Below are 15,232 nucleotides of genomic sequence, written 5' to 3'. Positions count from 1 at the left end.
TTAAAAAGCCCGGATCGCGGGATGCGCCTCCGGGCGTTTAACATTTACTCAACCTATCAGGCGCTTTGTGCGAGAGCAAGCTCCTCATCGCGGGTTTCAATACGCTGATCGCCGTTATACAAGCGCGCATGTTGCAGGCCAACGAATAAACGCTCACCGCGTTGCGGGGCGTCATCGCCATGCATCACAACTGTCAGCGGTTCGTTGTACCACCCCAGCGGTTGTACGACTAATTGGGTGTAGTGTCCTTTCGGACTGGCTTCCAGTACCTGTACCGGCAACGGCGAATCGAGGCTGGTGCGGCGACTGATATCCACTTCCCACGGACGCAGGAAGAGATCCACCGGCCCCTGATATGCAGGCGTATACCCCAGCGGCCAGCGATGCGCGCCAACGTGGAACTGCCCGCCGCGAATAATTCCCTGTAAGCGGTTCACTTCGCCCATAAATTCGAGCACAAAGCGGGTCGCCGGTTCACGCCAGACCTGATCCGGCGCATCCGCCTGCTCGATATTGCCCTGGCTCATCACGACCACACGATCGGCAACTTCAGTCGCCTCTTCCTGATCGTGAGTGACGAACACACTGGTAAATTTCAACTCTTCGTGAAGCTGACGCAGCCAGCGACGCAGTTCTTTACGCACCTGCGCATCCAGCGCGCCAAACGGTTCATCAAGCAACAGAATTTGCGGTTCCACGGCAAGCGCACGCGCCAGCGCCACACGCTGTTTCTGACCACCAGAAAGCTGCGCCGGATAACGATCTGCCAGATGAGCAAGCTGCACCATCTCCAGTAACTGGGTGACTTTCGCTTTGATCGCCGCCGCATTTGGGCGCTCTCGACGCGGCAGCACCGTCAGGCCAAAGGCGATGTTGTCGAACACCGTCATATGGCGGAACAGCGCGTAATGCTGGAACACAAATCCCACTTTACGATCGCGCGCGTGCAGGCGGCTGACGTCGGTGCCGTGAAAGCGAATATGCCCGCTGGTTTGATGCTCCAGCCCGGCGATAATCCTCAGCAGCGTGGTTTTCCCGGAGCCGGACGGCCCCAGTAACGCGACCATCTGACCAGAAGGAATATCCAGTGAGATATCGTTCAACACCTGGGTGCGACCAAATGACTTCTTAATCCTGGCAATCTCAATGCTCATGATGTACCTCCTGCTGCGCGCGTTTTTCCTGATTCTCCAGACGCCACTGCAACATACTCTTTAAAAACAGGGTGATAATCGCCATCAGCGTCAACAGCGCGGCGGCGGTAAAGGAGCCGACGGTATTGTAGTCCTGCTCCAGCAATTCAATCTGTAATGGCAGCGACAGGGTTTCGCCGCGAATCGAGCCGGAAACCACCGATACCGCACCAAACTCGCCAATCGCGCGGGCGTTAGTCAGCACCACACCATACAGCAGCGCCCAGCGGATGTTCGGCAACGTAACGCGGCGAAACATCTGCCAGCCAGACGCGCCAAGCAAAATCGCCGCTTCGTCTTCCTGGCTGCCCTGACTTAACATCACCGGCACCAGTTCACGCACCACAAACGGACACGTCACGAAGATAGTCACCAGCACCATTCCCGGCCAGGAGAACATAATTTGCAGATTATGTTCGTCAAGCCAGCCGCCCAGCGGGCCGTTGGAGCCGTAGAACAGCAGATACACCAGACCGGCGACTACCGGCGACACCGCAAACGGAATATCCAGCAGCGTCAGCAGCAACTGACGCCCCGGAAAATCAAAACGCGTCACCAGCCAGGCCAACAGGATGCCGAACACCAGGTTCACCGGCACAGCAATCAGCGCAATCATCACCGTCAGCCAGATGGCGTGCAGCATGTCCGGATCTGCCAGGTTCTGTAATACCGGTATGATCCCCTTGCTGAATGCCTGCACAAAGATGTAAATCATCGGCACCAGCAGGATGAACGCCGACACCAGCATCCCGGTGCCAATCAAAAACCATTTGCCCCAGTTAATCGGGCGCGCATCATAACGCTTCAACTGTGTAACTTCCGCCATTAATGACCTACCACACGCCGACCGAAGCGACTTTGCAGAGTGTTAATAGAAAACAGCAGCAACAGCGATGCTGCGAGGATCACCGAAGCAATCGCGCTCGCCGCCGGGTAATCAAATTCCTGTAAGCGAACAAAAATCATCAGCGACGTTACTTCCGTCTTCCAGGCGATGTTCCCGGCGATAAATATCACCGCGCCAAACTCACCAAGACTACGGGTAAACGACAGCGCCACGCCCGCCACCAGCGCCGGAGAAAGCTCCGGCAGCACCACTTTGCGGAAACTCTGTAAACGTGTTGCGCCGAGCGTTTCTGCCGCTTCTTCGTATTCCGGCCCTAATTCTTCCAGTACCGGCTGCACGGTTCGCACCACAAACGGAATGCTGGTAAAGGCCATAGCCACCGCGATCCCCAGCCAGGTATAGGTCACTTTGATATCAAACTTCGCCAGCCATTCGCCGTAAAAACCGTTCACGGAAAAGAGCGACGCCAGGGTTAAACCCGCGACCGCTGTCGGTAGCGCGAAGGGTAAATCCATCAGCGCATCAAGCAGCGTGCGCCCCGGAAAGCGATAGCGGGTTAAGATCCACGCCATTAACAGACCGAAAACGCCGTTAAAAATCGATGCCACAAACGCTGACAGCAGCGTCACTTTGTAGGCCGCGACCACCTGCGGATTGGTGATCACCTCCCAGTACTGCGCCCAGCTCATCTCAGAAAGCTGCATCACCAGCGCGGAAAGCGGCAGTAACAATATCAGGCACACAAACAACAGACTGGTGCCAAGGCTTAAGGTAAAGCCCGGCAGCACGCGTCTTGAAGAAACTGCAAACATCAGTTACGCCCCGCAGCCAACAGCTTGTCTAACTCACCGCCGCTGGTAAAGTGGGTTTTCATCACTTCTGGCCAGGAGCCAAACTTATCTTCCACGCGGAACAGTTCGGTCTGCGGGAATTTATCTTTCAGCTTGTCCATGACTTCCGGGTTATTCACGCGGTAGTAATAGTCGGTGATGATGGTTTGCGCCTGCGGGCTGTAGAGCCAGTTCAGATAAGCTTTTGCGGCTTTTTCCGTACCGTTGGCCTGCACGTTTTTATCCACCCATGCCACCGGGAATTCCGCCAGAATATTGGTTTTCGGAATCACCACTTCAAAACCCTGCGCTTCATACTGTTTGCGGATGTTGTTCACTTCCGACTCAAAACTTATCAGCACGTCGCCCAGGCCACGCTCGGCAAAGGTTGTGGTCGCGCCACGACCGCCGGTATCGAAGACTTCAACGTTTTTCAGGAACTGGGTCATAAACTGTTCGGTTTTGGCTTTATCGCCGCCGTCCGCTTTATCGGCTGCGCCCCACGCTGCTAAGTAGGTATAACGCGCGTTACCGGAGGTTTTCGGATTCGGGAAAATCAGCTTCACGTCGGAACGCACCAGATCGTTCCAGTCGTGGATATTCTTCGGGTTGCCCTTACGCACCAGGAAACCCATCGTGGAGTAGAACGGCGAGCTGTTATTCGGCAGGCGCGACTGCCAGTCCGCCGGGATCAGCTTGCCTTTGTCGTGCAGGATCTGCACGTCGGTCACCTGGTTATAAGTTACAACATCGGCTTTTAAGCCCTGCAAAATCGCCAGCGCCTGTTTTGATGACCCGGCATGAGATTGTTTTATCGTCAGTTTGTCACCGCCGTTATCTTTTGCCCATTGTTGCTCAAACGGCGGATTCAGGGCAGCAAACAGCTCGCGGGAGACGTCATAAGAACTGTTCAGCAGTTCCGTTGCCTGCACGTGGCCAGCCAGCAGCAGAGAAGCGACCAGCGCGAGAGAGTTCTTTTTCAGTAAGTTAACGGCCATTGCGCACCCTTATATATTTAATGACTTTCTAATAGCCATCATATTTATAACGGGCGTGAAAGGAGTAACGGTTTTATATACCGTTTGGTGATTTGGAAGTTAAAAAGAGAATAAGGCGAAATCCTCCCCACTGATGCAGGGAGGAAACAGAGGTGAATCAGATGCCGACGCTGACCGTCTCTGGCAGTGTGCTGCCGCCATCGATCACATTCTGTGTACCCGTTAAATAGCTGGATTCATCCGACGCCAGGAAGGCTGCCAGCTCGCCTACTTCCAGCGGATCAGCGAGGCGACGCAGCGGAATTGCTTTCGCCATTTCAGTCAGTACTGATTCCGGATCTTGCGGATTCGACTGGCGAGCGATGTTTTCCGCCATTGGCGTGCGCACGTAACTAGGGCAGATTGCGTTAACGCGAATCCCCGACTGAGCATACTCCACTGCCAGCGATTTGGTCAGGCCAACAATCGCCGCTTTCGACAAGGCATACGCCGTTTCGCCCGGATCGGCCACCATATCGCCAGTGACCGAAGACATCATCACAATGCGACCATCTTTGCGGGCAATCATCTCCGGTAGGACTGCCTTCGTGACGTTCCACACGCCTTTGATATTGATATCAATATGGAAATCGCGATCGTCATCGCTCATTTCCAGAAAACTACCCAGACGGCAAACACCTGCGTTATTCACCAGAATATCAATGCGCCCTTCTTTTTCCTTCGCGCGCTTGATCGCTGCCGTAACCGACGCCGGGTCGCGTACATCGGCAATTACCGCCGTACAACGATGACCGCGACCACACAGCTCGTCTGCCAGCTTTTCAATCTCAGGGGAGATATCCAGCAAGATTAGGTTTGCGCCATGACGCGCAAAGGTTCTGGCAATACCTTCGCCAATACCTTGCGATGCGCCCGTAATCAGTGCTGTCTTGCCCGTGAGTTTACCCATTTCAAGTTTCTCCTTTTGAATACAGAGCATTACGCCCTATTGTCCCTACCATACCTGAATGACAGTTCAATGCTGAGGAGTGGATCTAAATTCAGGGAAATCTTAAGTAAAATCACCCATAACCACAACTCAGCCATTGCGCGAATTCACTGCTGTACATAATCAGGCAGGGAGATATGATTCACGCCAGATGAAATTATTTGAAGACAAATATTTAAGGTGATTGCCTATGCAACTTGAAAAGATGATTACTGAAGGCTCCAACAATGCCTCTGCTGAAATTGACCGCGTATCGACGCTGGAAATGTGTCGGATCATTAACGAAGAAGATAAAACCGTACCGCTCGCCGTTGAGCGCGTACTACCGGATATCGCAGCGGCGATTGATGTTATCCACACCCAGGTGAGCGGCGGCGGTCGTCTGATTTATCTCGGCGCGGGAACTTCCGGTCGTCTGGGTATTCTCGATGCCAGCGAGTGCCCCCCCACTTACGGCGTGAAGCCAGGTCTGGTCGTTGGTTTGATTGCTGGCGGCGAATATGCCATCCAGCACGCGGTGGAAGGCGCGGAAGACAGCCGGGAAGGCGGCATCAACGATCTGAAAAATATTACTTTAACGGCGCAGGATGTGGTGGTTGGTATTGCCGCCAGTGGACGCACGCCATATGTGATTGCCGGGTTGGAATACGCGCGCCAGTTGGGTTGCCGTACGGTCGGTATTTCCTGTAATCCGGGAAGCGCGGTTTCCACCACCGCAGAGTTTGCTATTACGCCAGTCGTCGGGGCTGAAGTGGTTACCGGTTCTTCGCGGATGAAAGCAGGTACGGCGCAGAAACTGGTGCTCAACATGCTCTCCACCGGGCTGATGATTAAGTCAGGCAAAGTGTTTGGCAACCTGATGGTCGATGTGGTCGCCACCAACGAAAAATTGCATGTGCGCCAGGTCAATATCGTCAAAAACGCGACCGGATGTAGCGAGGAACAAGCGGAAGCGGCATTGATTGCCTGCGACCGTCACTGCAAAACGGCCATTGTGATGGTGCTGAAAAATCTCGATGCCGCAGAAGCGAAAAAACAACTGGATCAATACAATGGCTTTATTCGTCAGGTTTTAGACAGGGAATAACCCATGACAAATTTGAAGACATCTCCTGGCTGTTCATACACCTGAGCAGTGATCCGCTCAGTTGTGCCGTGCTGTTTACACCACGCTCTTTGGCTGCCATAACGTCAATCTGGACTAAGCAGTAGCTTAGAGACAAAACAGCCCGATGCGCTACGCTTATCGGGCCTACAGGTTGACTGCAATTTATTAAGTTTGAACGATCTTACACGCCGGATTAAGCATTTACGCCGCATCCAGCAAGACGCTACAAGTGCGTGAGTAAAACTTACAGCGCCATCAGTTTGTCCAGCGACGGTGCAAAGTAATAGCCGCCAGTGACTGGTTTGGTAAAACGTAACATTGCGTCACGTTTGCCATCGGTATCGCCAAACATACTCAGCAACTGCTGCTCAATGTTATGCAAACGTGCACAGTAAGCGCAGAAGTACAGGCCGTGCGTGCCGCTGGCGGTGCCATATGGCAGGCTCTGGCGAACAATCTTCAGGCCTTTGCCATCTTCTTTCAGATCAACACGGGTCAGGTGAGAAGTTTCCGGATGCTCATCGCCATCGATCTCTTCGTTGGCTTCTTTAGTACGGCCGATCATCATTTCCTGATCGTGAACGCTCATACGGTTGAGTTGCTTCAGATTGTGTTCCCAGCGCTGCACAAACACATAGCTGCCGCCCGCATCCACACCGTCTTTGATGACCGCCACTTCGCGACGCGTCTCTTCACCCGCCGGATTTTCCGTGCCGTCAACAAAGCCGCTCAGGTCACGCTCTTCCACCCAACGGAAGCCGTGGATCTCTTCTTTTACCTCAATGCAGCCGCCAAAGGCTTCCATCGCCGCCTGGGCCACGGAGAAGTTTACGTCGTGACGCAGAGAAAGAATGTGGATTAACACATCGAACTGGGTCGTCGGCGCAAGACCTTTTCCGTAACCCGGAAAATCTTTTAGCTCTTCGGCTCCCACGCCGCCGCTCAGAGCACGCCAGGTGTTGTTGCCAAAGGCGACAACCGCGCCAAGATGCGCGTCCGGGTATTTTGCTTCAAAGGTTGCCAGTTTATCGGCAAAGTTTTTACTGGCCGCACGCAGGGCATCAACTTCCCCTTTTACGTTGGCTTCGATCCAAATCGCCGCGCGGCAATGTTCTGGCAAAATGCCACTCTGAACCTGAGACATTGTTCCTCCTGAAATAAGAATGCCACGCAATCCGTGGCATTGTTGAGCGCTATTTTACGTGTTTTTTGTGGCGACGGTTTGTTCAGACGCAAATTAACGCCGCCAGATGATTTTACTGACTTTCCAGTTTTTCAGGGTATCGTCAGAAGGCATTAACCCTTCAGGACCACTCCACTCACCGCTAAACTGGTAGCTAATATGTTGACTGCCTTCGGCTTTACATTCGACGGCACGATTATCATCACCGTCTGCTTTTTTGCAATTGCCAAATGCTTTGCTGTAAAGGTCACTAAACGGTGTACCGATTTTAACCCCCGTGTCAGCAGGAATATCGCTATCTGAGACATCAATGCGGCTGATTGTACCTTGATCACCGTTGATAACCATCGCCACGCTGTCGCCCTTCATCACTTCAAAAAAGCGCACCACATTACCGTTCGCGGTTTTCATTCCGCTGCGCAGCCGATAATCACCATCAAGCGCATCGGCAATGGCTTGTTCTTGTAGTGGCGTGGACGCCGTTAATTTGCCAACGCCTTGCTCGCTCACTTTAGTGGACGAGCCAAACCAGTTCCACGGATTAGCGGCAGACCAGTTAACTGACGACATGGTGGAACAGCCGGTCAGCATCAACGGCATAGCGCATAACATTAAACGCAGCGATTTCATGTCACTTCCTTTGGTTATTCAATAACGTTGCTTGGAGTGCGAATTTGCAAAAAAGTGCCGTTATTCTTTTTCTTCCACAAAACAAGCGCGTAAACGTCGATTGGTCAACAGCCAGATTAACGCCACAATATCCGCGATAACCAGCGCCAGACCGATACCGCTGACGGATTCACCATTTAGCCACAGCCACGGTTGCCAACAAAGCAAAACGAGCTGCGCCAACAGCAACAGAAAATAGAGCACGTGCCAGATACGGGGAAACGTAGCCCGCCGACCACTCAGTAAGAATGCCAGCACCGCCGGAATGCCCGGTATCAACCCCAGCCAGAAATTATCGTGATCGGGATAAAACAGATTCAGCAGCGCAGTGCCCTGCTCGCGCGACGCACCGGCAATGACAAACAGCACCCAGGTTCTCGCCTGAAGCAATAGCACAAACCAGAAGAGGAAGGGTAAACGCAGGCGTCCGTGCACATCATAATGGACAGGATGAAACTCAGTACTCTTCATCTTCAATCAAACGCTTACCCAGACTCAGCACATCGGCGTATTCATATCCCAGGCGTTCGTACATTCCGAGTACCATATCGTTGTCTTCCGGTACATTGATCTGAATTTTCGGACAGCCGCGAGCAATAAGCTTTTTCTCCAGCCGATTAAGCAATGCATTGGCAATTCCACGCCCGCGAAACTCCGGATGCACGCCAAGATAATAAGCAGACCCGCGATGCCCGTCATAACCGCCCATCACCGTTCCCACTACTTCGCCGTTAACTTCCGCGACCAGGAACAAACTGACGTCATGGTTCATCTTGCGCTCGATGTCCATTTCCGGATCGTTCCACGGACGCAGCAAGTCGCAACGCTCCCAAAGGGTGATGACCTCTTCGAAATCTGCCTGGCGAAATACGCGTATCTCCATGGTATGAGTTACCTTTTTGGGGGTTAAAAGGGTGATTATGGCGTGAACGACCGAATTAGCCAATATCTGACGAAAATCGGTTGAAAAAGTGGCATAATGACGCGTTGTCATTTATTGAAATGAAAAGTAAAACAATTCTCACCAGCAAACCGTCGTAACGGATTACGCGATACGATATAACATCTGGAACTTTATTATTACAACTCAGGCCGTATGAGCACTTTTAAACCACTAAAAACACTCACTTCGCGCCGCCAGGTGCTGAAAGCCGGATTGGCTGCCCTGACGTTGTCAGGAATGTCGCAAGCCATCGCCAAAGAAGAGCCTTTAAAAACCAGTAACGGACACAGTAAGCCGAAAGCCAAAAAAGCCGGAGGCAAACGGGTAGTCGTTCTCGATCCAGGTCACGGCGGGATTGATACCGGTGCGATTGGTCGCAACGGTTCAAAAGAAAAACACGTGGTGCTGGCAATCGCCAAAAATGTCCGTTCTATTTTGCGCAATCATGGCATTGATGCGCGTTTAACGCGTTCTGGCGATACGTTTATTCCACTGTACGATCGCGTTGAAATCGCCCATAAGCATGGCGCAGATCTGTTTATGTCAATTCACGCCGACGGCTTCACCAACCCGAAAGCCGCGGGGGCATCGGTCTTTGCCCTCTCCAACCGTGGCGCGAGTAGTGCGATGGCAAAATATTTGTCGGAACGCGAAAACCGCGCTGATGAAGTCGCCGGGAAAAAAGCAACTGACAGGGATCATCTATTGCAGCAAGTGCTGTTTGATCTGGTGCAAACAGATACCATTAAAAACAGCCTGACGCTTGGCTCGCATATTCTGAAGAAGATTAAACCAGTGCATAAGCTGCACAGCCGCAACACCGAACAAGCCGCGTTTGTGGTGTTGAAATCACCGTCGGTTCCTTCGGTGCTGGTGGAAACCTCATTTATCACCAACCCGGAAGAAGAGCGACTGTTAGGCACGGCGGCGTTTCGTCAGAAAATCGCCTCTGCCATTGCCGAAGGCGTGATCAGTTATTTCCATTGGTTTGACAACCAGAAAGCACACTCGAAAAAACGGTAAGTTATGAAGCCCGACGCACACCAGGTTAAACAGTTCCTGCTCAACCTTCAGGATACAATTTGCCAGCAACTGAGCGCCGTAGATGGCACACAGTTTGCCGAAGATAGCTGGCAGCGCGAAGCTGGTGGCGGCGGGCGTAGCCGGGTGTTGCGTAATGGTGGTGTTTTCGAACAGGCGGGCGTCAACTTTTCTCACGTCCACGGCGACGCGATGCCCGCTTCTGCCACTGCTCATCGCCCGGAACTTGCCGGGCGCAGTTTCGAGGCGATGGGTGTATCGCTGGTAGTGCATCCGCATAATCCGTATGTTCCCACCAGCCACGCCAATGTGCGCTTTTTTATTGCCGAAAAACCGGGTGTCGATCCCGTCTGGTGGTTTGGCGGTGGTTTTGACTTAACCCCTTTCTATGGCTTTGAAGAAGACGCCATTCACTGGCACCGCACCGCCCGCGACCTGTGCCTGCCATTTGGCGAAGATGTTTATCCACGCTACAAAAAGTGGTGCGACGAATACTTCTACCTTAAACATCGCAATGAACAACGCGGCATTGGCGGGCTGTTCTTTGATGACCTGAACACGCCAGACTTCGACTACTGTTTCGCCTTTATGCAGGCGGTAGGCAAAGGTTACGCCGACGCATACTTGCCGATTGTTGAGCGACGTAAAGCAATGGCATATGGCGAGCGCGAGCGCAATTTCCAACTCTACCGTCGCGGTCGTTATGTCGAATTCAACCTGGTCTGGGATCGCGGTACGCTGTTTGGCTTACAAACCGGCGGGCGCACCGAATCAATCCTGATGTCAATGCCGCCACTGGTATGCTGGGAGTACGATTATCAACCGGAAGAAGGCAGCCCGGAGGCGGCGTTGAGTGAATTTATTCAGGTCAGGGATTGGGTGTAATTTCATCACCCTAACTCCTGCATCCGCTGATGAAGCGTCAGTGATGGCTTCTCGGCAAACAGTTGCTGATAATCCGTCGCAAATTGCCCAAGATGCCAGAATCCCCACTGCATGGCGGCATCTTTTACCGTCAGACTTTGCGACCACGGGCTTATCAGCTCGCGGCGCACGGCGTTCAGGCGAATGCGTTTCAGCCACGCGTTCGGGCCAATGCCCAAAATAGCGTGAAATGCGTTTTGTAAGGTGCGGCGACTGACGTGCAGTTGATTGCACAAGTCCAGCACCGTTACCGGTTCGGACATATTCTCCAGCACATATTCGCGGGCGCGGGAAAGCAATCGTCGATAGCCCTGATGGCTGATGCTTTCCGCCGTCACCATTGGCTGCGCTTCTTCCAGCATCACTCCCATCGCCAACAACAAGTTATCGCCAAGCACTTTACGCACAGCGGATTGATGTAAGTTCTCCGGGTTCTCGCAAAACGTCGCCAGCGCCTGTTGAACAAAGCCCCACAGTGCGGCTTTATGCTGCTCCTTCACTTCCAGCGCCGACTGATTACGCAACATATGCAGCACCCTTTCCGGGTTATGCAGAAAGTTTGCGTGACGGGAAATGACATTTTCCGAGATCACCACGCCAAGAATGGTGTAATCGTCCGGCGTACTTAATTCAAACTCAGTGCCGCCAGGCCGCGTAGCTATTTCTGCGCTTCCCAGACATTGCGAACCGATAAATCCCTGTTCACCGCGCGTCGCCGGAATACCAAACCAGAATGAGTTCGGCCAGACCAGACACGACTGGCGCAGCGCCAGACCGGTGTATTCACGGAAAACCTGAATATCATCAAGCAGGATTTCCGTAAATTCACCATGAAACTTTCCCGGATGCAGTTGATCATAAATCTGCTGCCAGGCGGTAATTGTCAAAGCATGTTCATAGACATCTGTTGTCTGTTGTTGATGAACATTATCCACTTCAACCTTCGGCGTGAGCCTCAGATTTTCGGGTAAGGGTTCATGATAAAGATGGTGCAAGTTGGCTGTACGGGTCTTTTTCATGATGTTAATGCCGGGTGTTATATGACACCCGGCACCTCCGACAGGTTAATGGGGCTTGAGACGATAACGACTACTGCGTTTACGTAACGTCCCGGCAGAAAAGAGCTGTTCGAGCGCATTTCTGGCTTTTTCCAGCGGCCAGCCAAAGTGGGCGGCAACTTCTCCGACCGTCATTCCCTGACGTACTGATGTTAACAACGCCAACAACTCGTCGGCAGATTCCGTGACGATCGCTGGCGCGCCAGGTTGCTTTAGCTGTCGGTTAAAGCCAGCAACCAGCCACTGGGTGTCATCATCAGGTCGACCAATTTCCTTGCGGCTGATAACTCGCCCGGTACGCATTGCGGCGGCATAACCGGCATCCAGCGCCGCACGACACACCGCCAGATCGCCTTCCACCACCAGCGTTAAGCGACCGGGGTCAAGCACTTCATGACTGAGCAGACACACGTTTGCCGCTTTCAGCATGGCATCTGCCGCATCGATTGCGGCGACCATGCCGTCAACTTCCAACAAACCCAGTGCATTGTTCATCGGCAACCTCCGTTACGCACGTTGGATTGGATTACGCGCGATTTCCAGCACTGCATCAGTAAAGGCGTTACAGGCCGCTTTACACGCTGCCTGGCTACCGGTCAAAAATGCCGCTGAATAGTTGGTTTCTGACGGTGGCGGAACATAAGTCACCAGTTGCACATCAGCAGATTTCAACGCAGCATCAATGCCGTAGGTCGCTTCCAGCGGCGGTGCCACCAGATACGCCCTCGGATCACCGAGCGTAATGCCCGCAGTGGAAGAGAGATAAGAACCGGTACGCGAAACCACATGAGCGAGGAATGCCGTATCTTGCTTATCGTTCGCCCACTGGAACGCCACGCCGTTTTCAATATGCGCGACCATCGCATCCAGACCGGCACGCACTTCCGCCGGGTTTGGCCCGCCGAGCATAATCAATACTTCACCGGCAGTCGGTGACGGGCCGTGCGCCGCGCCGGCATACAGCGAGCGACCATACACCACTTCAACCATCGCCTGTTTTGTCGCTTCATCAGCCGCAATGTAGGTGACATCATCAGAATCGGCGGAAATCAGCCCGAGGCTACGAATATGCGGCGGCAATTTCAGTTCACGCGCAAAATCAGCGTTAACGGAGGCAACCACCCGCATGGCGGTGACCGACGGTCGAATCAAATCTAAAGCTGGCATGATGCCTCCTTATCGGGTCATGTTGATGCCGGATGCTTTCTGCTCCAGCATACGTTTCGCCAAATCCACAATGACGGCTGCGGCTTCAACCGGCGGCGTGCCGCCCTGGTGAATGTTAGAGATACAGGTGCGATCGGCCTCCACGGTAGTTGCCATACGCGGTGAGTAAACGGCGTAGCAGGAGAGGCTCTCTGACTGCCCTAACCCCGGACGTTCGCCCACCAGCAGGATCACCACTTTCGCGCCAAGAAGCTCGCCAATCTGGTCTTCAATTTTCACGCGACCATAACGCACAAAAAACGGCGTGCCGACTTTCAGCCCCGCATGTTGCAAGCCCGCCATCAGCGGCGGCAGAATTTCTTCGTAGTTCACAGTGATGGCATCCGTAGACAGACCATCGGAGACAACGACCTGCACGTCAGGATTGGCGACACATTGCGCTTTCAAAGCCTCGACGGCTTCCGCACACAGACGACGTCCCAGATCCGGGCGCGTCAGATAAAGGTTTTTGTCGCTAATTTCAGAACGTACTTCCAGCAGCCCCTGCGCTTTCACCCACTCTTCCGGCACCTCTTTCAGCACCGTATCTTTAGAGCGCGAGTGGTCGGCCAGGAAACGCAACAGCGCCTGGGTACGCGGACGCGGACCGGCACGACCGGTACAGACGCGGGCCACGGTGCTGCGGCGCAGTTCGGTTAATACGTCTGCGCGATGCGGATTTTCAACGCCAATCCACGCCTTCGCTTCAGCAGAACCTAAATCCAGCACGCAGCTTTCCGAGGTCACCGGTGTTGCACAGGTTGTGGTGGCGCATTTTGCTTCTGACGGCGCGGTGGCCGCTTGTCCCATTGACGCCATCACGCTGCGTACAATTTCTTCAATCTGTTTTTGATCCATGATGTGTTATCTCCGCGTCATCAGAAGAACAGTGACGGATCGCCCGCCCGTTTGGTCAGGCGACCGTTTGCCATAATGCCCATGCTTTCCAGCCAGCGTTCAAACTCCGGTGACGGACGCAGATTCAGTAACTGACGCACAGTAGCGGTGTCATGGAACGCCGTGGTCTGGTAGTTGAGCATGATGTCGTCACCCAGCGGCATCCCCATGATGTAGTTGCAGCCTGCGGTAGCGAGCAGGATCATCAGGTTTTCGTTGAGGTTCTGGTCAGCGTCAGCGTGGTTGGTGTAGCAGCAGTCACAGCCCATAGAAATGCCGCTCAGCTTGCCCATAAAGTGATCTTCTAAGCCCGCACGGATAATCTGCCGGTCGTTGTAGAGATACTCCGGCCCAATAAAACCGACCACGGTGTTGACGATAAACGGATCGTAATGACGCGCCAGCCCGTAGTTACGCGCTTCCATCGTCACCTGATCTGCACCGAAGTTGGCACCAGCGGAGAGTGCAGAACCTTGTCCGGTTTCGAAGTAGAGGCAGTTTTCCCCGGCGATACGGTTGAACTCTGCGCCCACTGCGCGGGCTTCGTCCAGCATTGCCAGTTCCACGCCGAACTCTTTCAGCCCTTTCTCGCTGCCACAAATACTCTGGAAAATCAGCCCGCCCGGTGCGCCGCGACGAATCGCTTCAATCTGGGTGGTGACGTGCGCCAGCACGCAGCCCTGAGTCGGAATGTTGAATTTGTCGATCACCCCGTAGATGGTGTCCAGCACGCGGCTTAAGTTTTCCACATCGTCCGTCACCGGGTTGACGCCGATCACCGCATCGCCTACCCCGAAGGAAAGCCCTTCATAGATTTGCGCGGCGATACTTTGTACGTCATCACGGGTATCGTTTGGCTGCAAACGGGCGCTGAAAGTGCCTGGAATACCGATGGTGGTATTGGCCTTTTTGATAATCGGCATTTTCTTTGCGCCGTAGATCAGATCCGCGTTAGAGCAAATCTTCGCCACCGCCGCGACCACTTCCGAGGTCAGCCCTTTACGGGTAAAGGCAATATCATCAACACTGGTTTCGTCGCTCAGAACGTACTCACGCAGCTCGCTGATGCTCCTGTTTTTAATCTGGTTGTAGGCCGTTTCGTTAACGTCATCCTGAATCAGCCGCGTCACGCAGTCTTCTTCATAGGCAATCACCGGGTTATTGCGGATATCCGCCACAGTCATTTCCGACAACACCTGCTTTGCCGCTACCCGCTCCTGCGAGCTTGTTGCCGCAACCCCCGCCAGCACATCCCCCGAACGCAGTTCGTTGGCCTTCGCCAGCACCTCTTTTACATCCTTGAATTGATAAACATTGCCAAACAATGTGGTCTTTAGTTTCATAAGT

At 53.5% G+C, this 15,232-nt stretch carries 17 protein-coding genes; 3 read left to right on the top strand and 14 right to left on the bottom strand.

What is annotated here, in order from left to right; genetic code table 11:
* Positions 1-56 precede the first annotated feature (56 nt).
* The 5 genes from cysA to ucpA form a co-directional block, all read right to left on the bottom strand.
* The gene (cysA, locus tag C1192_RS23310) at positions 57-1,154 is read right to left on the bottom strand and encodes a sulfate/thiosulfate ABC transporter ATP-binding protein CysA (protein ID WP_000021087.1); all 1,098 of its coding nucleotides are present in this window, start codon (positions 1,152-1,154) and stop codon (positions 57-59) included.
* Positions 1,144-2,019, bottom strand: coding sequence for a sulfate/thiosulfate ABC transporter permease CysW (cysW, locus tag C1192_RS23305; RefSeq protein ID WP_038355454.1), 876 nt, complete (start codon positions 2,017-2,019; stop codon positions 1,144-1,146). The genes cysA and cysW overlap by 11 nt, the downstream gene beginning before the upstream one ends.
* Positions 2,019-2,852, bottom strand: coding sequence for a sulfate/thiosulfate ABC transporter permease CysT (gene cysT, locus C1192_RS23300; RefSeq protein ID WP_000458417.1), 834 nt, complete (start codon positions 2,850-2,852; stop codon positions 2,019-2,021). The genes cysW and cysT overlap by 1 nt, the downstream gene beginning before the upstream one ends.
* Positions 2,852-3,868, bottom strand: coding sequence for a thiosulfate/sulfate ABC transporter substrate-binding protein CysP (cysP, locus tag C1192_RS23295; protein ID WP_000290223.1), 1,017 nt, complete (start codon positions 3,866-3,868; stop codon positions 2,852-2,854). Before cysP ends, cysT begins: the two co-directional genes overlap by 1 nt.
* 157 nt (positions 3,869-4,025) lie before the next feature.
* Positions 4,026-4,817: an SDR family oxidoreductase UcpA gene (gene ucpA / locus C1192_RS23290; protein ID WP_038355455.1), complete on the bottom strand. Its 792-nt coding sequence runs from the start codon at positions 4,815-4,817 to the stop codon at positions 4,026-4,028.
* Between the two features lie 229 nt (positions 4,818-5,046).
* On the opposite strand from ucpA, the gene murQ reads away from it, so the two are divergent.
* Positions 5,047-5,943: an N-acetylmuramic acid 6-phosphate etherase gene (gene murQ, locus C1192_RS23285; RefSeq protein ID WP_001516831.1), complete on the top strand. Its 897-nt coding sequence runs from the start codon at positions 5,047-5,049 to the stop codon at positions 5,941-5,943.
* 265 nt (positions 5,944-6,208) lie between these two features.
* Here the strand turns inward: murQ and yfeX are convergent, their stop codons facing one another.
* From yfeX to C1192_RS23265, 4 genes are all read right to left on the bottom strand, one after another.
* Positions 6,209-7,108 (bottom strand): porphyrinogen peroxidase, encoded by a 900-nt coding sequence (gene yfeX / locus C1192_RS23280; RefSeq protein WP_038355456.1) that lies wholly within the window; start codon positions 7,106-7,108, stop codon positions 6,209-6,211.
* 93 nt (positions 7,109-7,201) lie between these two features.
* Positions 7,202-7,777 (bottom strand): RpoE-regulated lipoprotein, encoded by a 576-nt coding sequence (locus C1192_RS23275; RefSeq protein WP_000838961.1) that lies wholly within the window; start codon positions 7,775-7,777, stop codon positions 7,202-7,204.
* A gap of 60 nt (positions 7,778-7,837) precedes the next feature.
* Positions 7,838-8,287, bottom strand: coding sequence for a DUF2919 domain-containing protein (locus C1192_RS23270; RefSeq protein ID WP_052463053.1), 450 nt, complete (start codon positions 8,285-8,287; stop codon positions 7,838-7,840).
* A complete protein-coding gene (locus C1192_RS23265; protein ID WP_038355458.1) occupies positions 8,274-8,699 on the bottom strand; it encodes a GNAT family acetyltransferase in 426 nt (141 codons plus the stop codon). Before C1192_RS23265 ends, C1192_RS23270 begins: the two co-directional genes overlap by 14 nt.
* Before the next feature lie 213 nt (positions 8,700-8,912).
* On the opposite strand from C1192_RS23265, the gene amiA reads away from it, so the two are divergent.
* Together amiA and hemF are read left to right on the top strand one after the other, a co-directional pair.
* Entirely contained in the window at positions 8,913-9,782 is an 870-nt protein-coding gene (amiA, locus tag C1192_RS23260; protein ID WP_000102901.1) for an N-acetylmuramoyl-L-alanine amidase AmiA, read from the top strand.
* A gap of 3 nt (positions 9,783-9,785) precedes the next feature.
* Positions 9,786-10,685, top strand: coding sequence for an oxygen-dependent coproporphyrinogen oxidase (gene hemF / locus C1192_RS23255; protein ID WP_038355459.1), 900 nt, complete (start codon positions 9,786-9,788; stop codon positions 10,683-10,685).
* Positions 10,686-10,690: 5 nt separating this feature from the next.
* Here the strand turns inward: hemF and eutR are convergent, their stop codons facing one another.
* From eutR to eutB, 5 genes are read right to left on the bottom strand one after another with little or no spacing between them, the layout of a single operon-like run.
* Entirely contained in the window at positions 10,691-11,743 is a 1,053-nt protein-coding gene (gene eutR, locus C1192_RS23250) for an HTH-type transcriptional regulator EutR (RefSeq protein WP_038355460.1), read from the bottom strand.
* Between the two features lie 45 nt (positions 11,744-11,788).
* Entirely contained in the window at positions 11,789-12,277 is a 489-nt protein-coding gene (eutK, locus tag C1192_RS23245; RefSeq protein ID WP_038355461.1) for an ethanolamine utilization microcompartment protein EutK, read from the bottom strand.
* A 12-nt stretch (positions 12,278-12,289) separates the two neighbouring features.
* The gene (gene eutL / locus C1192_RS23240) at positions 12,290-12,949 is read right to left on the bottom strand and encodes an ethanolamine utilization microcompartment protein EutL (RefSeq protein ID WP_038355462.1); all 660 of its coding nucleotides are present in this window, start codon (positions 12,947-12,949) and stop codon (positions 12,290-12,292) included.
* Positions 12,950-12,958: 9 nt separating this feature from the next.
* Positions 12,959-13,846 (bottom strand): ethanolamine ammonia-lyase subunit beta, encoded by an 888-nt coding sequence (eutC, locus tag C1192_RS23235; protein WP_038355463.1) that lies wholly within the window; start codon positions 13,844-13,846, stop codon positions 12,959-12,961.
* 20 nt (positions 13,847-13,866) lie between these two features.
* The gene (gene eutB / locus C1192_RS23230) at positions 13,867-15,228 is read right to left on the bottom strand and encodes an ethanolamine ammonia-lyase subunit alpha (protein WP_038355464.1); all 1,362 of its coding nucleotides are present in this window, start codon (positions 15,226-15,228) and stop codon (positions 13,867-13,869) included.
* Positions 15,229-15,232: the final 4 nt, after the last annotated feature.

It is taken from the genome of Escherichia marmotae, from assembly GCF_002900365.1.
GTDB classification, from domain to species: Bacteria; Pseudomonadota; Gammaproteobacteria; order Enterobacterales; family Enterobacteriaceae; genus Escherichia; species Escherichia marmotae.
This window is presented reverse-complemented; position numbering and strand designations above follow the sequence as displayed.